Genomic DNA, 21573 nt, shown 5'->3' on the forward strand with positions numbered 1-21573 from the left:
TCAGCCTCCTTGGTTGGTGCGGTTGGATGAGACGAGGAGCCAGAGAAGGAATGGGGCACCGAGCGCGCCGGTCACCACGCCTACGGGCAGCGTGGTTCCGGGGACCGCGTTGACGGCGGCAAAATTGCCGGCCAGCACAATGGCGGCGCCCACCAGTGAGGCCAGCGGCAGGGACGTGTCGCCGTTGTTAAGCCTCCGGGCGATGGGCCCGGAGAGGAACGCGACGAAGGCGATGGGCCCGGCCGCGGCAGTGGGCAGGGCGGCCAGCAGCACGCCGAGGACAGTCAGCAGCAGGCGTGCGCGCTGAATGTTGAAGCCGAGCCCGGCGGCGGTATCGTCGCCGAGGGCCAGGCCGCGCAGCTGGCGCACCCCCGGACCGGTGGCAGGCAGCAGGACCAGCAGGGCCAGGGCGAGGAAGGCCACACGCTGCCAATTCGCCCGGCCCAGGGAGCCGCTCAGCCAGACCATGACGTCCTGGGCGTTGTTGATGTCCGCGCGGGACAGCATGAATGTCACTCCCGCCTGCATGAAGGCGGCTGCCCCGATGCCCACCAGGACCAGCCCCGTCCCGCCGCGGCCGCGCGCCAGCCAGGTGATGAGGAGAGCCACGGCCAGGGCCCCGGCCATGGCCGCCGCGGACACCCCGGCGCCAGTCACGCCAAAGAGTGCAATCGCGGCAACGGCGGTGGCGCTGGCCCCATAGCTGATGCCGATGATGTCCGGGCTGGCCAGCGGATTGCGCAGCATCGCCTGGAAAACGGCACCGGCCGTGCCGAACGACGCCCCGGCCAGCAGCCCCAACACGGCCTGCGGCAACTTGTTGTCCATGACGATGAAGCGGGCGCCGGGAATGTCCGCCCCGCCGAGCAGCCGCAGGAAGTCCGGGATGGTTACGGTGTAGCTGCCCAGCAGGATGTTCACGACAAACAGCGCCGCCACTGTGGCGGCGAGGGTTGCCAGGACCCAGGCACGACGCCGGCGGGACGCCCGGCGCTGTTGGCGCACCCAGGCGCCACCGGCGGCGGCACCCACGGCGGCAGGCTGCCGTGTCCTGTGCAGGACGCTCACAGTTCGGCCCGCCGTCCTCGCCGCACCACGGCGATGAACACGGGCGCACCGATCAAGGCGGCCAGGACACCGGCTGGCACCTCCCCGGGCAGCAGGACCACGCGTCCGGCGATGTCCGCCGCGAGCAGCACCGTCGGGGCGGCTGCGGCGGAGAGCGGCAGCAACCACCGATAGTCGGATCCCACGAGTGCCCGGAGCAGGTGCGGCACCACCAGGCCGATGAAGGCGATGGGCCCGGCCAGCGCCGTGGCGGAGCCGCACAACAGCACAATCCCCACGGCGGAAACAGCCCGCCCCATCCCGGGCCGCCGGCCCAGGCCCCGCGCCGTGTCATCCCCCAGCGCAAGGGTGTTCAGCAACCTGCCCGTGGAAAGCAGGATCACGGCGCCCGCCGCCACGAAGGGCAGCACGGCGCCAATGGATCCCCAGGACTTGCCGGCGAGCGCGCCCACCTGCCAGGTACGGAACAGTTCCAGGGAGTCCTGGCTCGAGACGACCATGGCGCTCATGAGCGAGCCCATCCCGGCGGCCACAGCGGCCCCGGCGAGCGCCAGCTTCACCGGCGTCGCCCCGCTGCGGCCCAGGCTGGCCACGCCGTAGACCACCGCGGCAGCCACGGCGCTGCCGGCAAAGGCGAACCACAGGTAGGAGGAGACCCCCGCGACGCCCAGGAAAAAGATGCCGGCCACCACGGCCAGCGACGCGCCGGCGTTGACGCCCAATATCCCCGGGTCCGCCAGCGGGTTGCGGGCCACGCCCTGCATGGACGTCCCCGCCAGCCCCAGGGAGGCCCCCACCACCAGGCCGGCCACTGTGCGGACCAGGCGCGCGGCCACGACGGCGTGGTCCCCGTCGGCCGCATCAAAGCGGACCAGGGCGTCCAGGACGGCGGGGAGGGCAACGCTCCGGGCCCCGACGGCCAGCGACAAGAGGACCAACAGCGCCAGTGCGGCCACGACGGTGGCCAGCCACAGCATCCTCGGCCTGGCGGCCACTGAAGCGCAGGCTGCGGCAGAAACCCGGGCTTCAAGGGCGGCTGCGCCCATCGCGTTCAGCCCTAAGCCTTGGCGGCCGCGGCGCCAAGCCGGGGCAGGAAGGCATCCAGCGCCCAGGGCAGGCTCAGCGGGGAGGAGGCGGAAATTGCCAAGGTCAGCGTGTTGTCCGAATCCGCCACAAAGGTGCCGTTCTTGATGGCCGGGATCTGGCCGAGCAGCGGGTCCGCCACGATGGCGTCCTTCGTCGTGGCGTCGGGAACCCAGCTGACGAACACCTGCGAGTCCAGCTCATTGGCCTTCTCGGCGGACCAAGGCATGAAAAAGTCCTTTGTGCCCTTTTCCGCGGCAACCACCACGGGGGCCAGCTCCATCCCGATGCTGGTGAGGAACTTGGGCCGGTTGTCACCGGAGAGGTAGACGTTCACGCCGTCGCCCTTGGCCGGCTCCAGATTGCCGTAGATGAAGGTCTTGCCCGTGATGGCCGGGTACTTGGCGGCCTGGTCCGCAATGGTCTTCCCCGTGGCGGCGACGAGCTCCTTCGCGGCCTGCGACCTGCCGAGGGCGGCACCGATCAACGTGGTGGCGTCCTGCCAGGAGGTGCCGTAGGGTGCTTCCGGGTAGGCGACGACCGGGGCGATCTTGCTGAGCTTGTCGTAGTCCTCCTGTGTCAGCCCCGAATAGGCGGCGAGGATGACGTCCGGGTTGGTCTTGGCCACCTCGGTGAAGTTGACGCCGTCGGCTTCGGAGTACTGCACCGGGGCCTTGTCGGTGCCAAGGGCGGCGCCGGCCTTCGCCAGGGCGGCATCCTTCCACGGGGTGGAGCCCTGGTCGTTGCCGCCCCAGTCATTCCTGGGCATGCCTACCGGGATGACACCCAGGGCGATGGCGATGTCGTCGTTGACCCAGGACACTGTGGCGACCCGCTGCGGGGCGGCCTTGATGACGGCGCTGCCGAACTTGTGCCGGACCGTGACGGGAAAGGTGTCCGCGGCGGTGTTCTCCGCAGCGTTTCCCACGGTGCCGGTAGCTCCGGTGGAGCACCCTGCCAGTGTGGCGGCGGCAGCCGCAGCTGCCAGCAGTCCGAACGAGAATCCATGTCGACGCGAAAATTCCACAATTGTTCCTCACCGTAGGCAGGTAGATGACGGCTGTAGTTAAGTAAGCCTTACCTACCCTAGCGGAGATTTTAGGCATTAGGGAACACTAGTGTGACGTATTGGATTTTCGTGATGCGCCACTGTGGGATACGAGCACGGCGCGCGGATGCCTAGGGCGCCGGCGTGCGCAGGATCCAGTGGTTGGCATCGAGCCCGCGCATAAGCTTGCGGCCAATGCGGGCCAGGTCGGCCACATCCTGTTCGTCAAGGTGGTCAAAGACCAATTCGCGGACGGATGCCACATGGATCGGCGCCAGTTCCGTGATCAGCGCCAGGCCCTCCGCGGTGACGGTGGTCGCGGTGACACGGGCATCATCGGCATGCGTGGCCCGTTCCACCAGCCCGCGCGCCTGCAGTTTCTTCACTACGTGTGACAGCCGGGACAGCGAGGCACTCGTCCGCGCCGCCAGCTCGCTCATGGGCAGCGTGCGGCTGGCAGCCTCCGAGAGCATGGCCAGGACATTGTAGTCAAAAAGCGAAAGCCTGGCCGCCTGCTGGAGCGGACCCTCGAGCGCGCCGGGCAGCAACGTGGTGGTGGACAGCAGCGCCAGCCACGCCGCGCGCTCATCCACGCTCAGCCAGCGTGGCCCCTGTTCAATCATGGACACCATCTTTCCATGTGCGGGCGGGTGGGACACGTTCCAAAGTTTTTACTTGACAGTTCAACTAAACCGGCCTATATTTAGTTGTAGCTTCAAGTAATGACTTCCAGCAAACCCCTTGGAAAGTAGGAACACCATGAGCACCATCACCATCATCGGCACCGGAAACATGGCCCGCGGCATTGCCACACGCGCACTCGCCGCCGGCCGCAGCGTCGAGGTACTGGGCCGCGACGCGGAAAAGGCCGGCAGCTTCGCCGCCGAACTGGCCAGCAACGTCACCTCCGGCACCGTGGGCACGGCCCCCGCCGGCGACATCGTGGTGCTGGCACTGCCGTTTGACGACGCCAAGAAAATTGTGTCCAACTACGGGGACGCCCTGGAAGGCAAGACCGTCATTGACATCACCAACCCGGTGAACTTCGAGACCTTCGACTCGCTCGTCGTCGCCCCGGGCACCTCGGCCGCCGAGGAAATCGCCGCCCTCACCCCCGCCAGCGTCGTCAAGGCCTTCAACACCACCTTCGCCGGCACGCTCGTGGCCGGCGAAGCCGGCGGCCAGACCCTGGACGTCTTTATCGCCGGGGACAACGCCGACGCGACGGCAGCCGTCTCCTCCCTCGTCTCCGGCGGCGGCATGCGGCCCATCGTGGTTGGTGCCCTCAAGCGCTCCCGCGAGCTTGAAGGCTTCCAGTTCCTGGTCATGACCCTCCAGGCCAACCCCGCGTTCGAGACGTTCAACTGGAACACCGGGCTGAAGATCGTAGGCTGACCCAACCCAGCCCTTCGGGGCCCCGGCGCTGAGAGAACCGGCGCCGAGAGTACAGCTGTGGCGGCCTCCCTCGCAAGGAGGCCGCCACAGCTGTACTCTCGTGACTCCCGGGCGGGCCGGGCGGCCGTTTAGGCGTCGACGGGACGCGTGGGGGCCGTTCCGTTGCCGAACGGGCGCCCTCCGAGCACCTCGCGGCCGTGCGGGGTCGTCCAGCCGGACGTGTCCGGGCCCTTCGGTACGATCTGCGTCGGGTTCAGGTCCTCGTGGACGATGTAGTAGTGCTGTTTGATCTGCTCAAAGTTGACGGTGTCGCCAAAGCCGGGCGTCTGGAACAGGTCCCGGGCGTAGGCCCACAGCGCCGGCATTTCAGTGAGCTTGCTCCGGTTGCACTTGAAGTGCCCGTGGTAGACGGCGTCGAAGCGCACCAGTGTGGTGAACAGCCGCACATCCGCCTCGGTGATGGTGTCCCCCACCAGGTAGCGCTGCGTCGCAAGCCTCTCCTCCAGCCAGTCCAGCGCCGTGAACAGGCGGTCGTAGGCGGCGTCGTATGCTTCCTGGCTCCCGGCAAAACCGCAGCGGTACACCCCGTTGTTGACCTCCGTGAAGACCCGCTTGTTGACGGTGTCGATCTCCTCACGGAGCGCTTCCGGGTACAGCTCCGGCGCGCCGTCACGGTGGAAGTCACGCCACTCGGTGGAAAAATCCAGCGTGATCTGCGGGAAGTTGTTCGTCACCACGGCCCCGCTCGGCACGTCCACAATGGCAGGGACGGTAATGCCGCGCGGGTAGTTGGGGGTGCGTTTGAAGTAGGCCTCCTGCAGGCGCGGAATGCCCAGCACCGGGTCCAGCCCGTCCGGGTCCAGGTCGAAGGTCCAGCTGCGGACGTCGTGCGTGGGGCCGCACACGCCGATCGAAATGGCATCCTCGAGCCCCAGCAGCCGGCGCACGATCGTGGAGCGGTGCGCCCAGGGGCAGGCCCGTGAGACGACGAGCCGGTACCGGCCCGCTTCCACGGGATACCCGTCAGCGCCGTCCCGGGTGATCCGGGTTTCAATGTAGTTTGTGTCGCGGGTGTATTCGCTGCCCGTGACGTAAATGCCCTTGGTGCTAAATTCCGTCCCGCCGGTGTTCTTCGTGTCCATGCCCCCAGCCTATGCCGCCTGCGATGTCCGCAGTTAGCGAAACCGACCCGCCGGAATCCGCAGCTTTTGCCCCGGCCGGCCCAAACCTTGCTTTACTCGGCAAAATCAGCCTGCCTATGATCAAAGGCAGCAGGTGATTGTCACCAACAGTGAGGACCCGCAAATGGTCGTGCCGGATGTTTCAGCAACCGCCGACACCAGTACCGCCGCAGGCCAGCCCCTGGGCAGGCCCGGTTCCGCCACGATTGAATTCCACAACGTGGCCAAAAGCTACCAGGCCGGCCAGCCCGCCGTCGAAAACCTGGACCTGGGCATCGACGCCGGCAAGATCACGGTCTTCGTGGGCCCGTCGGGCTGCGGGAAAACCACGTCGCTGCGGATGATCAACCGCATGGTGGAGCCCACCTCCGGCACCATCACCGTGGGTGGGCGTGACGTCAGCACCATTCCCGCCCCGGCCCTGCGCCGCTCCATGGGCTACGTCATGCAGTCCGCCGGGCTGCTGCCGCACCGCACCGTCATGGACAACGTCACCACCGTGCTGCGCCTGAACCGGGTCCCGCGCGCCACGGCGCGCGCCCGCGCCGCCGAGCTGCTGGACACGGTGGGCCTCTCCGCCGCCATGGGCCGGCGCTACCCCAACCAGCTTTCCGGCGGTCAGCAGCAGCGGGTCGGGGTGGCCCGGGCCCTGGCGGCGGATCCGCCCGTGCTGCTCATGGATGAGCCGTTTTCCGCCGTGGACCCGGTGGTCCGCGCCGAACTGCAGCAGGAACTGCTCCGGCTCCAGCGTGACCTCGCCAAGACCATCGTCTTCGTCACCCACGACATCGACGAGGCCACGCTCCTGGGCGACAAGGTGGCCGTGTTTGCCACGGGCGGGCGCGTGGCGCAATATGCTGCGCCGGAGGAGATCCTGCGCGCCCCCGTCGACGACTTCGTAGCCGCGTTTGTGGGCCGGGACCGCGGCTTCCGCCACCTGTCCTTCCATGCCGGCACGTCCGTCCCGCTCCACCCGGCCCCGTCCGTTGCCACGGACGCCGTGGCCCTGGAGGCCGCGGCTACCGATGCCCCGGCCTGGCGCCTGGCGGTCGACGCCGGCAACCGCCCCCTGGGCTGGCTGGCGCCCGGCCCCGGCGGCTCCCTGCTGCCCGGCGGCTCCCTGTTCCGCGCCGGGGACTCCCTGCGCAATGCGCTCGACGCCGCACTGTCCTCGCCGTCCGGGCTGGGCGTTGCCGTGGACGACGCCGGATCGGTCACCGGCGTCGTCAGGGCACCCGAGGTGCTGGCCGCCATCGACGCCGCCCGGGTGGCCCGCCAGCGCGGCGAAGGCCGCCCCTGATGGACTGGTTCCTGGCCAACCTGCCCCAGGTCCTCTCGCTCACCGGCTCCCACCTGGTGCAGGCGGTGGTCCCGCTGGCCCTCAGCGCCGTGATCGCCATTCCGCTGGCGCAGCTGGCCCGTCTGAACACGGGGCTGGGTGCGTTCATCCTCTCGGCGGGGTCGCTGCTGTACACCATCCCGTCACTGGCGTTGTTTGTGATCCTGCCCGGGCTCCTGGGCACCAAGATCCTCGACTTTGCGAACATCATTGTGGCCCTGACCATCTACGCCGTGGCCCTGCTGGTCCGCTCCACCCTGGACGCGCTCAATTCCGTCGACGACGGCATCCGCCAGGCTGCCACCGCCATGGGCTACAAGCCGCTCCAGCGGTTCCTGGCGGTGGACCTGCCGCTGTCCGTGCCGGTCCTTTTTGCCGGGCTGCGCGTCATCTCCGTCAGCAACATTTCCCTTGTCACGGTGGGCGCCCTGCTCGGCATCCCCAGCCTGGGCTTCTTCTTCACCGACGGGCTGCAGCGCAACTTCCCCACCGAGATCCTCGTGGGCATCATCGGGACCCTGGTGCTGGCCGTGTTGGTCGATGCGGTGCTGGTGCTGCTCCAACGGCTGCTGACCCCGTGGCTGCGCACGCCCAGGCCGGCGGGGGTGCCCGCATGAGCCTGCCCGCCACCAAGTACACGCCCGGCGGCCCCTTCAGCCAGGGCTGGCAGTGGCTCACCGACCCCGCCAACTGGCAGGGGCCCCTGGGCATCCCGCAGCGCATCGTCGAGCACCTGGGCTATTCCGGCCTGGTGCTGCTGATCTCCCTCGCCATCGCGGTCCCCATCGGGCTCTACGTGGGGCACACGGGCCGGGGACGCGTCGTCGTGGTATCCCTCTCGGGCGTGCTGCGCGCCCTGCCCACCCTGGGCATCATGACCCTGTTCGCCCTCCTGGCCACGTCCACGCTTTCGCTCATGCCGGCCGTGTGGGCGCTGGTGCTGCTGGCCGTCCCGCCCATCCTGACCGGCACCTACGCCGGGATCTCCGCCGTCGAACCGGGCATTGTGGACTCCGCCCGCAGCATGGGCATGACCGAATGGCAGGTGCTGTTCCGGGTCGAGGTGCCCAACGGGCTGGCCGTCATGCTGGGCGGCTTCCGCTCCGCCGTGCTGCAGGTGGTGGCCACGGTCGCCGTGGTGGCGTTCATCAGCCTCGGCGGGTTGGGCCGGTTTATCATTGACGGGCTGGCCGTGCAGGACTACGGTCAGGTGCTGGGCGGGGCTGTGGTGATTGCGGTGCTGGCGATCGCCATCGACGGCCTGCTGGTCCTGCTGCAGCGCCTGGCCGTTTCACCAGGTTTGCAAGAGGCCAGGCACGGTCCGGCCGATGTCCCCACAGCCACCACAACAGGAGGAACACCATGACGCACCTTTCCCGACCCACCCGCAGGACCGTACTGGGCGCAGCCGCGGGCCTCTCCGTCCTGCTGGCGGCCACGGCCTGCAGCGGCAGCCCGCTGGCCACGAATTCCTCCACCGCGAGCGCCGGCGGCACCGCCGGCACGGGCTCACTGGTGGTGGGCTCCGCGAACTTCCCGGAAAGCGCCACGATCGCCGAAATTTACGCCGGCGCCCTCAACGCCGCGGGGATCAAGACCACCACCAAGTTGAACATTGGCTCCCGCGAGGTCTACGTCAAGGCCGTGGAGGACGGTTCCATCGATGTGGTCCCCGACTACACCGGCAACCTGCTCGGCTTCCTTGACCCCAAGACCACGGCCACCACGCCCGAGCAGGTGGTGGCCGCACTGCCCAAGGCGATGCCGGCCGGGCTGTCCGTGCTCAGCGCCGCGAAGGCCGAGGACAAGGACGCCATGGTGGTCACGGCGGCAACCGCGGCCAAGTACAAGCTGAAGTCCATTGAGGACCTCGCCAAGGTGTGCAACCAGCTCACCCTCGGTGCGCCGCCGGAGTTCCAGACGCGCCCCTACGGGCTGGCCGGCCTGAAGGCGAAGTACAACTGCGTGCCGGCCAAGTTCACCCCGATCAGCGACGGCGGCGGCCCGCTCACCGTCAAGGCGCTGCTGAACAACGACATCCAGGTGGCGGACATCTTCACCACCTCACCGGCCATCCCCGAAAACAAGCTCGTGGTGCTGACCGACCCCAAGAACAACTGGCTCGCCCAGCAGGTGGTCCCGCTGGTCAAGACGGACAAGATTTCCGACGCGGCCAACATGGCCCTGGGCATGGTCTCCGGCCTGCTCACCACCGAGGACCTCATCGCGCTTAACACCGAGGTGAGCGGTCCGAAGAAGATGGACCCCAAGGATGCCGCAGCCGCCTGGCTGAAGGAAAAGGGACTTACCAAATAAGGAGTTGCCATGACCGGCCCCGCTGAAACCGTTGACGTCGTTGTGGTCGGAATGGGGCCCGGAGGCGAGTCCCTGGCCGGGGAGCTGGCCGCCGCCGGGCTGTCCGTGGTGGGGGTGGAATCCCGACTGGTGGGCGGGGAATGTCCCTACTATGGCTGCATCCCGTCCAAAATGCTGATCCGGGCGGCCGGCACCCTGGCCGAGGCCCGCCGCGTGCCCGGGCTGGCAGGGCAGGCCACCGTGGAGCCGGACTTTTCCGTGGCGGCCCGGCGCATCCGCGAGGAGGCCACCGACAACTGGGACGACGCCGTCGCCGCCAAACGCTTCACCGACAAGGGCGGCCGGCTGGTCCGCGGCACCGGGCGGCTGTCCGGCCCGCGCCAGGTCACCGTTGCCGGGAACGACGGCGGCGAGTCCACCTTCTCGGCGCGCCTGGCCGTGGTGCTCAACCCCGGCACGAACCCCGCCGTGCCGCCCATCCCCGGCCTGGCCGGCACCCCGTTGTGGACCAACCGGGAAGCCCTGCGGGCGGAAGCGGCACCTGAGTCGCTGATCGTGCTGGGCGGCGGCCCCGTCGGGGCCGAGCTGGCGCAGGCCTTTGCCCGCTTCGGCACGCACGTCACAGTGGTGGCACGCGGTCCCCGCCTGGTTCCGCGTGAGGAACCGGAAGCTTCCGAACTGCTCGCCGACGTGTTCCGCCGCGAAGGCATTGACGTGCTGCTGAACACCAGCACCACGTCGGTGTCCCATTCCGCGGCCGGCTTCTCCGTGGAACTGGCCACCGGCCCGGACTCCACGGGCGCGGACGACGCCGGCCCGGCCGTTGCGCGGCTGGCGGCGGAGCAGCTGCTGGTCGCCACGGGGCGCTCCTCCACGCTGGGTACCCTGGACCTGGCCGCGGCAGGGGTGGCCTGGGACGGGAAAAATGCCCCGGCCCTGGACGGCCACCTGCAGGTGGCGGACGGCCTCCACCTGATCGGCGACGCCGCCGGTGCCGGCGCGTTCACCCATATGTCGATGTACCATGCGAACATTGTGGCCGGGAAGATCCTGGCGCAGCATTTCGGCGGGCCGGACAGGGGCACCACGGATTCCCGTGCGGTGCCGCGGGTGACGTTCACGGACCCGGAAATGGGGGCCGTCGGGATGACAGAACGGCAGGCGCGGGACGCCGGGCTGCACGTCCGGACCGGGTTCACGTCCCTGGCCGATTCCTCCCGCGGATGGATCCACCAGGCCCGCGGCTTCATCAAGCTCGTCGAGGACGCGGACAGCGGCACCCTGGTGGGCGCGGCCGCCGTCGGGCCTTCCGGCGGGGAGGTGCTGTCCATGCTGGCCCTGGCCGTGCACGCGCGCGTCCCCGTGGACACGCTCAGGACCATGATTTACGCCTACCCCACGTTCCACCGGGCCGTTGAATCAGCCCTGGCGGACCTCCACTAGCGCAGGGCCAGCACCGCCCTGCGCACCGCGGCGCTGAGCTGCATGGCCCGGCCGGCGGTGCCGCCTTCCTCGTTCCACGCCGGGACGTAGCCAAACCCCACCCCGTAGAGGGGGTCGGCGAAGCCCAGGGCCGCGTTGGCGCCGTCGTGCCCGAATGCCGAGGCGCTGCCAAAGTCCATGCGCGGGTGCGGTTTCATGAAGGTGACGGCAAAGGCACCGGTGTCGCAAAAGACCCTGTCCAGGCCCCAGACCTGCTCCTGGGCCATGACCCCGATGGTTTCCGGAGACAGGTAGGCAGGCCGTCCGTCCACGCTGGTGATGGCGCCGGCATAGACACGCGCCAGGCCGTCGGCCGATCCCACCCCGGCGCCGCTGCAGCTGCCGGCCGCCCGGACGCTTCGGAGGTTGGGCAGGGCCAGCAGGTTGCCGGCCTGGACATTGCCGGACATGCCCGCAATGGAGTGCGGATCCAGGAAGCCGGCCGGCTCGTCGGCATAGCGGACCGGGCGGAAGCGCGGTTCCTCGGACTCGGGCAGGCCCAGGAACATGTCCGCCGCGTAAGGTTCGCGGATCCGCCGGTTGTAGACGTCCTGAAGCCGCTCCCCCGTGGCCCGGCGGCACAGCTCCTCCAGGAACACGCCCATGGTCAGGGCGTGGTAGCCGAACGTGCCGCTGCCCGGGCGCCACAGCGGGGCCATGCAGGCGAGCCGGTCCGCCACGGCGGGAAGGTCGTTGTAGTCCTCCATGGCGAACCCGCCCTGCACGCCCACCAGCCCGGCCTGGTGCGAGAGCAGTTCGCGGACCAGGACGCCGCCCTTGCCGTGGCGGGCAAACTCGGGCCAGTAGGAGGCAACGGGGGCGTCAACGTCCATGAGCCCGTCCTGGACCAGCAGGCTGAACGCCAGTGCCGCCACGCCCTTCGAGCAGGAAAACACGCCGGTCAGGGAGTCCGCGGACGAGTCCGGGCCGCCCACCAGGTCCACCACCTTCACGCCGTCGTGGTAGACGGCGAGCTGGGCGCTGTAGGTGGGATCGGCGTCGAGCATGGAGTCAAAAAGGGTGCGGACGGAGGCGAATTCGGCGGTGGCAAAGGTCATGGAACCACTCTAGGGAAGAAGCGGCGCGCCATGGGGACTTCGCCGGGCCGTCCCGGGGCGCCCCCCACTAGACTGAAAATTCGAGCACCGCCCGCCCGGTCTGGAAGGCAGCTACGCATGCATGACAAGCACACCCTGATCGAGAACCGCCTTAAACGCGTCCTGGCGGAGCGGATCCGGCCGGCGATCCACACGCCCGTGGCGCCGCTGGATTTGACGGCCTGGCACGTCGAGGGCGGGGCCGGTGAGCCGGTGGACCCGGCCGTGGCGCTGGAGCTTGCCCGCACCGGCGCCACGCCGGCGGGCGGCTCGGAGGGTCCCGCGCACGACGCCGGAGCCTCCTTTGCGCCGTTTGCTGTCGGACAGGCGTGGGGTCCGGCCTGGGGCACCAGCTGGATCCACGTGACCGGCACGGTCCCGCCGGAAGCCGCGGGGCACGCCGTCGAACTGGTGGTGGACCTGGGGTTCAGCCAGTCCTGGCCGGGTTTCCAGGCGGAAGGGCTCGTGTACCGCCCGGACGGCACCCCGGTCAAGGCCCTCAACCCGCTGAACACCTGGGTGCCGGTTGCGGAGCGGGCCCGCGGCGGGGAGGCGGTGGATCTTTTTGTCGAGGCGGCGGCCAACCCCTTTGTGTTTACGGACAACCCCTTTGTGCCAACAATGCTCGGCGAAAAGTCCACGGCCGGACCGGAGCCGCGATACACCCTGGCCCGGGCCGACATCAATATTTTCCACACCGACGTCTGGGAACTGGTGCAGGACCTGGAGGTGCTCTCGCAGCTGGCGGCCGAGCTGGACCTGGGCGATCCGCGCCGCTGGGACATCCTCTATGCCCTGGAACGCGCGCTCGACGCCATGTCCCTGACGGACATTGCCGGCACCGCCGCGGCGGCCCGCACCTGGTTGGCGGAGGTGCTGGCCCGGCCGGCGAACGCCAGCGCACACCGGCTCACCGCCGTCGGGCATGCCCACATCGACTCGGCGTGGCTGTGGCCCGTGCGCGAAACCGTCCGGAAGGTGGCCCGGACCACGTCCAATGTGGTGCAGCTGCTGGCGGACCATCCCGGGCTGCAGTACGCCATGTCCTCGGCGCAGCAGTATGAATGGCTCAAGGAACAGCGCCCCGAGGTCTACGCCAAGGTGAAGGCGGCAGTGGCCGGCGGACGCTTCATCCCCGTGGGCGGCATGTGGGTGGAATCGGACACCAACATGGTCGGGTCCGAGGCCATGGCCCGGCAATTCACGTATGGCCAGCGCTTCTTCCGCGAAAACTTCGGCATCCAGTGCCAGGAGGTGTGGCTGCCGGACTCGTTTGGCTACTCCGCCGCGCTGCCCCAAATTGTGAAGCTGGCCGGGGCGAAGTGGTTCCTGACGCAGAAGATCTCCTGGAACACCGACAACAAGTTCCCGCACCACACCTTCAACTGGGAGGGCATCGACGGCACCCGCGTGTTCACCCACTTCCCGCCCGTGGATACCTACAATTCCCAGCTGTCCGGGCAGGAGCTGGCCCATGCCGTGCGCAACTTCAGGGACAAGGGCGCGTCCAACCACTCGCTGGTGCCCTTCGGCTGGGGCGACGGCGGCGGCGGGCCCACGCGCGAAATGCTGGCCCGGGCCCGCCGCACCCACGACCTCGAAGGTTCCCCGCGGGTCACCATCGCCGCGCCACGGGACTTCTTTACGGCCGCCGAGGCGGAATATGCGAACGCCCCGGTGTGGAAGGGGGAGCTGTACCTGGAGCTGCACCGCGGCACGTACACCTCCCAGGCATTGACCAAGCAGGGTAACCGGCGCAGCGAGCACCTGCTGCGCGAGGCAGAACTGTGGAGTGCCACGGCGGCCGTGCGCGGGCTGCTGGACTATCCGTACGGGGAACTGGACCGGCTGTGGAAGCTGGTGCTGCTGCACCAGTTCCACGACATCCTGCCCGGCTCCTCCATCGCCTGGGTGCACCGCGAAGCGGCCGAACGCTACGCCGAAATCGCCGCCGACCTTGAGGAGATCATCGCCGAGGCGCTGGCCGTTCTGGCCCCGCCGGTCGTTCTGCTCCCGCTGCTCGAGCCTGCCGAGGCCCGGGTCCCCACAAGCCCGGCCAGCGGGGCCCTCATCCATTTCAACGCCTCCCCCTACCCACGCCGCGGCATCGCCGCGCTGGGCGCGGGCGTCCCGGACCCGGCCACGGCGGACGTGACGGTGGAGCGGGATGGAGCGGACGTCGTCGTGCATAACGGGCTGGTCAGCGTCCGGTTCGGTCCGGACGGCGTCATCACCTCCATCGTGGATGTGGCGGCGGAGCGCGAGCTGGTGCCGGCCGGGCAGGGCGCCAACCTGCTGCAGCTGCACGCCGACTTCCCGAACATGTGGGATGCGTGGGACATCGACGAGTTTTACAAGAACACCGTGGCCGACATCCGTGAACTGGATTCGCTGGACATGGCGGTCCTGGACGGCCACGCGGAGATCACCATCAAGCGCAGTTTCCGGGCCTCGCACATCACCCAGCAGGTACGGATTTCCCCGGATTCGAAGACCATCACGGTGCACAACGACGTGGACTGGCACGAACAGGAGACGCTGCTGAAAGCCGCGTTCCCCTTGGACATCCATACGGACCAGGCGCGGTTTGAGACCCAATACGGGCACATCCAGCGCCCCACGCATGAGAACACGTCCTGGGACAACGCCCGCTTTGAGGTGTGCGCGCACCGCTGGGTCCATGTGGGCGAACCCGGCTTCGGCGCGGCGGTCATCAACGATTCCACGTACGGGCACGACGTTTCCCGCCACCCCGGCGCCAACGGCTCCAGCTTCACCACCGTGCGGCTGTCGCTGTTGCGGGGACCCCGTTTCCCAGACCCCGGGACTGACCAGGGCCCGCATTCCTTCAGCTATGGGCTGGTGGTAGGCGCTGAAGTGGCCGATGCCGTAGCCGCCGGGTATGCCCTCAACCTGCCGTGGCGCGCCGTGCCTGATGAAGGCATCGCTGTTGAACCCCTGGTGCGCGCCGACTCCCAGGCTGCCGTGATTGAGGCCGTCAAGCTGGCCGATGACCGCAGCGGCGACGTGATTGTGCGCCTGTACGAGCCGCTCGGGGCGCGGGCACGGGTGGCGTTGTCGGCTTCGTTCCCCGTGGCGTCAGCGGTGGAAAACAACCTCCTCGAGCAGCCGTACGACGCCGGCTCCCTCACCGTCACTGACGGGCGCCTACATGTCACACTGCGCCCGTTCCAAATCCTGACGCTGAGGCTGAAGCGCGGCGCCTGAGTGGGTGGTTCGGGTCCCGGGTGGGGGTTGGTTGTCGGGGTCTGGTTTGTTGGTGTTGGTGTGGTGGCTGGTGGTGTGGTCGGTGAGGTGTTCGTCACCGGGTCCACCAGGAGGCGCAGGCGCAGGAATGTCCCGGCCCCGGCCAACAGCTTGCGTGCGGTTTCTTCGGTGATGGGGCCGTGTCCGGCGAGTTCGGCCGGTTCATTCCTCACCCCGGGCGGGCCCAGCACCGGGACGGTGACGATGAGCTGCGCCGCCGGCAGGGGAGGTTCGGCCACGACAACCCCGTCCCGCACCGCATCCAGCTGGGCCACGTGGTCCTGCACGGGGTCCTCCAACACACCATCAACCACCCCGCCGGCCACACCGGCGGCCAGGCCTTCCACGACCCCCGCCAACCCCGCACGCCCAGCAACCGGCCCACCACCGGGCACCGGAACCCCGCCATCGGAACCGGCATCCGAAGCCACCAAACTGCCAGCGACAGACGGGTCTGGGTCCGGTTCCGGGGAGGTGGGCGGGCAGCCCGGCCGGTTCCGGCACGTCCGGGCCGAACGGTTCAACGGAGGGCAGGGTGAGGGCGGCAATGAGTGCCGCCCCCTCGTCCGTGGCGGGGGATCCCCCGTTGCCGGGGTCACCAACCGGCTCGTCCATACACCCGTTATAGATACTACCTACGCTAAACACCATAGACGTTAGCAAATGTGTTCTATTTTATTTGGTGGGGCGGGTGCTCCGCCAGCCCTTCTGGGTTGATCCTGCGACCCTTTCGGGTGTACCGGCGGCCCTGCACACGGACCGGCCCGTGCCCGGGCCCGGGACTCGATTGAAGGCTCCGCCTCCGGGGGAACACGCCGGTTTCTGCATCCCTATAGGGCCCCAACAGGCAGGGGATCGACACGCCCGTTCCGCCCAGCTGCCGGGGCTGCGGCCCACGGCGTGACCACAGTGATGCAGGCCCCGTCACCCAGCCGAGTCCTCCCGACGGTTGCAACCCAGCCTCGATGAGCACGCCCTCGAACGTGCGGCAGCGTCTACCAAAACAGCCCCGGTTGCAACCGGGCGTTGGAAAACACGCCCCCGATCGCGGGTCGACGCGGGGTAAGCGCGGAAGGGATCGGAAAAACACCCCCATTCGCGCGGGAGGGTTTGGGGAAACACGCCCGATTGCAACCGAGCGTTGGAGGTGGGGGAGGCTACATGGGCCTGAGGGCGGTGGCCCCGGATTCGTCTACCTCCACCTTGAACTGCAGGCCGCCGGCCTGGAGGCCGGAGACGCTGAAGCCCCCGAACGGCGTCGGCACCTTCGGCGCCGCAAGCGGCAGCCGTCCCGGCCCCTGCGGCTCCAGCCCGAGGGTGGCCAGCAGGATCGGCACGGCCGAGGCGGCGGCCCACGCCTGCGGTCGGCACGAGGAAGGATAGGGCAGCGCGCCGCCCTGGTCCGCGGCATCGCCGGAAAACAGCTCGGGCAGCCGGTAGCCAAATCCCTCCGCGGCATTGACCAGCCCCAGTGCCACACGGGCGGCCGCCGCGGAGTGGCCCGCGGCGGCAAGCCCGCCGAGGATGAGGGCGGAATCGTGCGTCCAGACCGAGCCGCAGTGGTAGCGCAGCGGCCAGTACGCGGCGTTTGCAGCATCCAGGGTGCGGATGCCGAAACCGGAAAACATGCCCGGTCCCATGAGTCGGTCAGCCACGGCCGCCTCCTCTTCACGGGACAGCAGCCCCGTTCCCAGCAGGTGGCCCATGTTGCTGGCCACCCCGTCCACGGGACGCTTGTCCGCGTCGAGCGCGATGGCCGGATAGGGCCCCAAGGCATCCCGGCACCAGAATCCAGCACGGAAACGCTCCGCCAGCGACGCCGCCCAGGACCGCCACTGCGCCCCGCCCGGCCGGCCAAAGGCGTCAAGGAGGGCGGCCCCGTCCAGTGCCGCCCGGTAGGCGTAGCCCTGGACCTCGGCCAGGGCAATGGGTCCGCGGGCCAGCGAACCGTCCTGCCAGCGGATTGAATCCGCCGAGTCCTTCCAGCCCTGGTTGGCCAGCCCGTGGCCGGTTGTGTCGAGGTATTCCAGGAAGCCGTCGCCGTCGCCATCCCCCCAGTCACGCAACCAGCCGAGGGCGGCCTCCAGGTTGCCCAGCAGCTCCCGCACCGGGTCCTCCGGCATGCCCCACCTCCAGGCGTCGTGCAGCAGGCTGATCCACAGCGGCGTGGCATCCACCGTCCCGTAGTAGACGGGTGGCAGCCGCAGCTGTTCATTGTGTGAGTTGCCCGGCAGCACCAGCTCGCCGCGGCGAAGTTCGTGCAGGATCTTCCCGGGCTGCTCGGCCGTTTCGGCGTTGTTTTCCCGGCCCTGGCGTGCGGCCAGGGTGCGCAGCGTGCCCGCTGCCAGCTCCGGGTCCACGGGCAACATCATGCGTGCGGCGATGATTGAATCGCGCCCGAACAAGGTAAAGAACCACGGGGCGCCCGCAGCCAGGAAGGCATCCCCCGGCCGGTCCACGGTGGACATCCGCAGGCCGGCCAGGTCCTGCTGCGCCCGGGCTGCCAGCGCCTTCAGCCGCGGGTCACGGGCAGTGACTTCCAGCGGGCGGGGGCCTGCGGCCGCAGCCGCCACCGGCGACCGGCCGTCCGCAGCCTCAACCGACCAGCCCGCCTCCGCCTTGCCCCGCGCAGGGACGGCGAGGTCCCAGCGGAACACGAGGGCGCCGTCGTCCGCCACGGCTTGGCCAGCAGCGCCCGGCGCCGCAAACGACGCCGTGACCGCTCCGGCGGAGGCCTCCCAGCGGTCCTCGCGCGGGACGGGCACGACGAGCACCCGGGGTCCGCCCGACTTGACGGCGGCCATGGGCGAAAAGTCGACGCCCACCCTCAACTCGAGCGACACGTCCGCATCCCCCGGCAGGTCGGAATGCAGCACAAACTCCTCGACAACCCGCGAGGCCTCCACCGTCCGGCGCCGGACCAGGACAAGCAGCGGATCAGCGAAGGAACCGCCCACGTCCCGGACCGCGGCCGTAAACGAGGAACCGGAGGCGCCCAGCTGCTCCGGCTCCATTCCGTTGACGGTCAGCAGGGCCTCCCCCGCGACCCGGGTGTCGGCGACATAGATGCCCTGGGCCCCGTCCGGGCGAATTTGCCCATCCGCACCGGACCAGGCCTGCATGGGCGCGGCCAGCTGCACGTTCAGGTCATGGAGAAAGGGTTGGCGTTCGGACATGGCATCCTCCTGGCGGTGGACTTCGGGCGGTGGACTTCGGGCTGCGGACTGAAGGCGGCGGCTGGGTGCTCCTGGATCCATCCTGCCGTTAACGACGGCAAATGCACACAGTCCGGGCCCTGCCATTGCCGCCCCACCTACCCACGGGTAGCATCAAGGCATGAGCGAGTCTTGAGCTCCGCATGCCGGTTCCTGTCATCGGCGCCGGCGGAATCGAGGTAGTCATGAGCACACACGTTGACGGCCCGGCGGCCACGGCCCCCGCACAGGTCACGGCCGAAGACGCGCGCAATGCGGCCGAGGCGGCCCGGGAAACCGAGTGGGAGCGGCCCAGCTTTGCCAAGGGACTGTACCTGGGCGATTTTGACTTGAGCCTGATCCACCCGCACCCCCAGGCCCCGGACGACGACGTGGCGCGCGGGGACGCCTTCCTCGAAAAGCTTCAGTCATATGCCCGCACCATGGACCCCTCCATCATTGAACGCGACGCCCTGATACCGGACGAATACCTCGCCGGGCTCGCCAAGCTGGGCGTCTTCGGCATGAAGATCCCGCGGAAGTACGGCGGGCTGGGGCTGAACCTGACCTACTACGGCCGAGCCCTGGCCATCCTCGGCACCGTCCACCCTTCTTTCGGCGCCCTGGTCTCCGCCCACCAGTCCATCGGCGTGCCGGAGCCCGTGAAGGTCTTTGGCACGGAGGAACAAAAGCAAAAGTACCTGCCCCGCTGCGCCGCCGGCGCCGTCACCGCCTTCCTCCTGACCGAGCCCGACGTCGGATCCGACCCCGCGCGCATGGCCTGCGCCGCCGTGCCCACCGCGGACGGAAGCGAATACGTCCTGGACGGCGTGAAGCTGTGGACCACCAACGGCGTCATCGCCGAGCTCGTGGTGGTCATGGCTGTCGTGCCCTCGCACGGGGTGGATGAAAACGGCAGGAAGACCGGCGGCATCACCGCGTTCGTGGTGGAGGCCGACTCCCCCGGCATCACGGTGGAGCACCGGAACAAGTTCATGGGCCTGCGCGGCATAGAAAACGGCGTCACCCGCTTCCACCAGGTGAGGGTTCCAGTGGAAAACCGGCTGGGCCGCGAAGGCCAGGGCCTGAAGATCGCGCTGACCACCCTGAACACGGGGCGCCTGTCCATCCCGGCCATGGCCGCCGGTGCCGGCAAGTGGTCGCTGAAGATCGCCCGCGAATGGTCCAACGCCCGCACCCAGTGGGGACACCCCGTGGGCCGGCACGAGGCCGTGGGCAAGAAGCTGGCGTTCATGGCGGCCACCACGTTTGCGCTGGAGGCCGTGTTTGAGCTCTCCGCGGCACTGGCCGACGCCGGCATGAAGGACGTGCGGATCGAGGCGGCCCTGGCGAAGCTGTGGTCCTCGGAAATGTCCTACAAATGCGCCGACGAGCTGGTGCAGGTGCGTGGCGGCCGCGGCTATGAAACGGCCGCATCCCTCGCGGCCCGCGGCGAGCGCGCCGTGCCCGCCGAGCAGTTGATGCGCGACCTGCGCATCAACAGGATCTTTGAGGGTTCCACGGAGATCATGCACCTGCTCATTGCCCGCGAAGCCGTGGACGCGCACCTGGCCGCCGCCGGCGACCTCGCCTCCACCACCGCCACCCTGCAGCAGAAGGGCAGGGCCGCCGTGGCCGCCAGCGGCTTCTATGCCAAGTGGCTGCCGCAGCTGGTGGTGGGCAAGGGCCTGGACCCGCGCTCCTACAGCGAGTTCGGACCACTGGCCAAGCACCTGCGCTTCGTGGAACGCGAATCCCGGCGCCTGGCCCGCCAGACGTTTTACGGGATGGGGCGCTGGCAGGGCCGGCTCGAATACAAGCAGGCGTTCCTGGGCAGGATCGTGGACATCGGCGCCGAGCTGTTCGCCATCGCCGCCTGCTGCAGCCGGGTTGAAATGCTACGGCTCAAGGACCCCGTCCAGGGCCGGTCGGCACTCCAGCTCGCCGACGCCTTTGCCGGGCAGTCGCGCCTGCGGATCGAGGCCTTGTTCGACGAACTCTGGCACAACACGGACGACGCCGATGCTTCCCTCTCCGCCTCCCTCCTGGCCGGCGACTACGCGTGGCTTGAAGACGGCATCATCGATGTTTCCGAGGGCACGGGCCCGTGGATCGCCGATGCCACGCCCGGCCCCACGACCCGGGAGAACCAGCACCGCAGGTACCGCTAAGGTAACGGCCGGGCGAAAACCATTACATATTGGTTTCATTCCTGCGGCACGCCGGGGGCGTGTTTCACCAGGCCAAACGGGTGCCTACCGTAGGAACGTACGCATGCTTGTGGACGATATGGGGTATTGCCGTGGACTTCAATCACCTGAATTACTATCTGCTGGTCTACATCGGCACGCTCATGCTGGGCCTGCTCATGTTCGCCATCATGACCGTCGCCTTCGTGTCCGTGACCTCCGTCGTGGCGGTCATCTACAGCCTGGTGGGCGCGGCACGGCGGATCACGGAGGCCGCGGTGAAGGCCCGGCCCGTGGTGAGCGGTGTCCCGGCCGTGCTGCGGCACTCCAGCAGGACCATCGTGGTCCAGGCGCCCCGGGCCCGCCCGGTCCAGGAGCGGCCCGCGGACCGGAAGGAAGCGGCCTGAAACCACAAAATCCCCGCGGCCTGCCGGCAGCGGGGGTTTCGCAGCGGCCTCACGGCCGGGCACAAAATCAGTCGTCGGTCTTGACGATGTACACGTCGCACGGGGCGTTGTGGGAGACGGCGTTGGCAACGGAACCCAGCACGCGCCGCAGGCCCTGCATGCGCACGTTGCCCACCACGATGAGCTCGGCCTTGAGCTTGGTGGCCTCCTCAAGCAGGACGTCGGCCGGCTTGCCCAGGGCGGAGGAGTATTCGGTCTTCACGCCGCTGATCTTCAGCTCGTCGGCCACGCGCTGCGCCACCCGCTCGGCCTCGTCGGCGGTGGACAGGAACCATTCGTCGTTGCCGATCTCAACCTTTTCGGTCTTGTCCTCCCCGTAGGCCGTCACCACGCGCAGGGTGGAGCCAAGGGATTTGGCCAGGTTGGCTGCCACGCGGGCAGCCTTCATGGAGGTTGAGTTGCCGTCGACGCCGACGATGATAATTCCCGCCATTTTCATACATCCTT

Annotated in this window: 17 protein-coding genes; 9 read left to right on the forward strand and 8 right to left on the reverse strand. The window is 68.9% G+C overall.

The window, feature by feature from the left end; genetic code table 11:
- The 4 genes from G6035_RS12820 to G6035_RS12835 form a co-directional block, all read right to left on the reverse strand.
- Positions 1–1068 (reverse strand): FecCD family ABC transporter permease, encoded by a 1068-nt coding sequence (locus G6035_RS12820; RefSeq protein ID WP_371131003.1) that lies wholly within the window; start codon positions 1066–1068, stop codon positions 1–3.
- Positions 1065–2114, reverse strand: a complete 1050-nt coding sequence (locus G6035_RS12825) for an iron chelate uptake ABC transporter family permease subunit (protein WP_176617490.1) — start codon at positions 2112–2114, stop codon at positions 1065–1067. The genes G6035_RS12820 and G6035_RS12825 overlap by 4 nt, the downstream gene beginning before the upstream one ends.
- Positions 2115–2125: 11 nt before the next feature.
- Positions 2126–3178, reverse strand: a complete 1053-nt coding sequence (locus tag G6035_RS12830; protein WP_371131004.1) for an iron-siderophore ABC transporter substrate-binding protein — start codon at positions 3176–3178, stop codon at positions 2126–2128.
- Between the two features lie 152 nt (positions 3179–3330).
- A complete protein-coding gene (locus G6035_RS12835; protein WP_371131005.1) occupies positions 3331–3831 on the reverse strand; it encodes a MarR family winged helix-turn-helix transcriptional regulator in 501 nt (166 codons plus the stop codon).
- A gap of 127 nt (positions 3832–3958) precedes the next feature.
- On the opposite strand from G6035_RS12835, the gene G6035_RS12840 reads away from it, so the two are divergent.
- Positions 3959–4594, forward strand: coding sequence for an NADPH-dependent F420 reductase (locus G6035_RS12840; protein WP_176617492.1), 636 nt, complete (start codon positions 3959–3961; stop codon positions 4592–4594).
- A gap of 128 nt (positions 4595–4722) precedes the next feature.
- Here G6035_RS12840 and G6035_RS12845 read toward each other — a convergent pair whose 3' ends face one another.
- The gene (locus G6035_RS12845) at positions 4723–5736 is read right to left on the reverse strand and encodes a glutathione S-transferase family protein (protein ID WP_176617493.1); all 1014 of its coding nucleotides are present in this window, start codon (positions 5734–5736) and stop codon (positions 4723–4725) included.
- Positions 5737–5872: 136 nt separating this feature from the next.
- Here G6035_RS12845 and G6035_RS12850 point away from each other — a divergent pair, with 136 nt between their 5' ends.
- From G6035_RS12850 to G6035_RS12870, 5 genes are read left to right on the forward strand one after another with little or no spacing between them, the layout of a single operon-like run.
- The gene (locus G6035_RS12850; RefSeq protein WP_371131006.1) at positions 5873–7075 is read left to right on the forward strand and encodes an ABC transporter ATP-binding protein; all 1203 of its coding nucleotides are present in this window, start codon (positions 5873–5875) and stop codon (positions 7073–7075) included.
- Positions 7075–7731, forward strand: coding sequence for an ABC transporter permease (locus G6035_RS12855; RefSeq protein ID WP_176617494.1), 657 nt, complete (start codon positions 7075–7077; stop codon positions 7729–7731). The genes G6035_RS12850 and G6035_RS12855 overlap by 1 nt, the downstream gene beginning before the upstream one ends.
- A complete protein-coding gene (locus G6035_RS12860) occupies positions 7728–8480 on the forward strand; it encodes an ABC transporter permease (RefSeq protein ID WP_176617530.1) in 753 nt (250 codons plus the stop codon). Before G6035_RS12855 ends, G6035_RS12860 begins: the two co-directional genes overlap by 4 nt.
- Entirely contained in the window at positions 8477–9430 is a 954-nt protein-coding gene (locus G6035_RS12865; protein WP_176617495.1) for an ABC transporter substrate-binding protein, read from the forward strand. Before G6035_RS12860 ends, G6035_RS12865 begins: the two co-directional genes overlap by 4 nt.
- 9 nt (positions 9431–9439) lie before the next feature.
- Complete coding sequence (locus G6035_RS12870) at positions 9440–10873, forward strand: NAD(P)/FAD-dependent oxidoreductase (RefSeq protein ID WP_176617496.1); 1434 nt, start codon at positions 9440–9442, stop codon at positions 10871–10873.
- Here the strand turns inward: G6035_RS12870 and G6035_RS12875 are convergent.
- Positions 10870–11970: a serine hydrolase domain-containing protein gene (locus G6035_RS12875; RefSeq protein ID WP_176617497.1), complete on the reverse strand. Its 1101-nt coding sequence runs from the start codon at positions 11968–11970 to the stop codon at positions 10870–10872. The two genes, G6035_RS12870 and G6035_RS12875, sit on opposite strands and share 4 nt — an antisense overlap.
- 117 nt (positions 11971–12087) lie before the next feature.
- On the opposite strand from G6035_RS12875, the gene G6035_RS12880 reads away from it, so the two are divergent.
- Positions 12088–15237: a glycoside hydrolase family 38 C-terminal domain-containing protein gene (locus G6035_RS12880; RefSeq protein WP_176617498.1), complete on the forward strand. Its 3150-nt coding sequence runs from the start codon at positions 12088–12090 to the stop codon at positions 15235–15237.
- Between the two features lie 1196 nt (positions 15238–16433).
- On the opposite strand, the gene G6035_RS12885 is transcribed toward G6035_RS12880, so the two are convergent.
- A complete protein-coding gene (locus tag G6035_RS12885; RefSeq protein WP_176617499.1) occupies positions 16434–18452 on the reverse strand; it encodes a glycogen debranching N-terminal domain-containing protein in 2019 nt (672 codons plus the stop codon).
- A gap of 224 nt (positions 18453–18676) precedes the next feature.
- Between G6035_RS12885 and G6035_RS12890 the strand changes: the two genes are divergently transcribed.
- Together G6035_RS12890 and G6035_RS12895 are read left to right on the forward strand one after the other, a co-directional pair.
- Positions 18677–20641 (forward strand): acyl-CoA dehydrogenase family protein, encoded by a 1965-nt coding sequence (locus tag G6035_RS12890; protein ID WP_176617500.1) that lies wholly within the window; start codon positions 18677–18679, stop codon positions 20639–20641.
- Positions 20642–20772: 131 nt separating this feature from the next.
- On the forward strand, positions 20773–21066 hold the full coding sequence (locus tag G6035_RS12895; RefSeq protein ID WP_176617501.1) for a hypothetical protein: 294 nt from the start codon (positions 20773–20775) through the stop codon (positions 21064–21066).
- Positions 21067–21133: 67 nt separating this feature from the next.
- On the opposite strand, the gene G6035_RS12900 is transcribed toward G6035_RS12895, so the two are convergent.
- Positions 21134–21559, reverse strand: coding sequence for a universal stress protein (locus tag G6035_RS12900; protein WP_176617502.1), 426 nt, complete (start codon positions 21557–21559; stop codon positions 21134–21136).
- Between the last annotated feature and the right edge of the window lie 14 nt (positions 21560–21573).

Source organism: Arthrobacter sp. SDTb3-6 (assembly GCF_013376095.1).
Lineage (GTDB): Bacteria > Actinomycetota > Actinomycetes > Actinomycetales > Micrococcaceae > Specibacter.

Coding starts and splice junctions, on each gene's coding strand:
- G6035_RS12835 (WP_371131005.1), bottom strand. CDS start 3,831: ATGGTGTCCATGATTGAACAGGGGCCACGCTGGCTGAGCGTGGATGAG.
- G6035_RS12880 (WP_176617498.1), top strand. CDS start 12,088: ATGCATGACAAGCACACCCTGATCGAGAACCGCCTTAAACGCGTCCTG.
- G6035_RS12825 (WP_176617490.1), bottom strand. CDS start 2,114: ATGGGCGCAGCCGCCCTTGAAGCCCGGGTTTCTGCCGCAGCCTGCGCT.
- G6035_RS12865 (WP_176617495.1), top strand. CDS start 8,477: ATGACGCACCTTTCCCGACCCACCCGCAGGACCGTACTGGGCGCAGCC.
- G6035_RS12875 (WP_176617497.1), bottom strand. CDS start 11,970: ATGACCTTTGCCACCGCCGAATTCGCCTCCGTCCGCACCCTTTTTGAC.
- G6035_RS12890 (WP_176617500.1), top strand. CDS start 18,677: ATGAGCACACACGTTGACGGCCCGGCGGCCACGGCCCCCGCACAGGTC.
- G6035_RS12855 (WP_176617494.1), top strand. CDS start 7,075: ATGGACTGGTTCCTGGCCAACCTGCCCCAGGTCCTCTCGCTCACCGGC.
- G6035_RS12870 (WP_176617496.1), top strand. CDS start 9,440: ATGACCGGCCCCGCTGAAACCGTTGACGTCGTTGTGGTCGGAATGGGG.
- G6035_RS12840 (WP_176617492.1), top strand. CDS start 3,959: ATGAGCACCATCACCATCATCGGCACCGGAAACATGGCCCGCGGCATT.
- G6035_RS12900 (WP_176617502.1), bottom strand. CDS start 21,559: ATGGCGGGAATTATCATCGTCGGCGTCGACGGCAACTCAACCTCCATG.
- G6035_RS12845 (WP_176617493.1), bottom strand. CDS start 5,736: ATGGACACGAAGAACACCGGCGGGACGGAATTTAGCACCAAGGGCATT.
- G6035_RS12860 (WP_176617530.1), top strand. CDS start 7,728: ATGAGCCTGCCCGCCACCAAGTACACGCCCGGCGGCCCCTTCAGCCAG.
- G6035_RS12885 (WP_176617499.1), bottom strand. CDS start 18,452: ATGTCCGAACGCCAACCCTTTCTCCATGACCTGAACGTGCAGCTGGCC.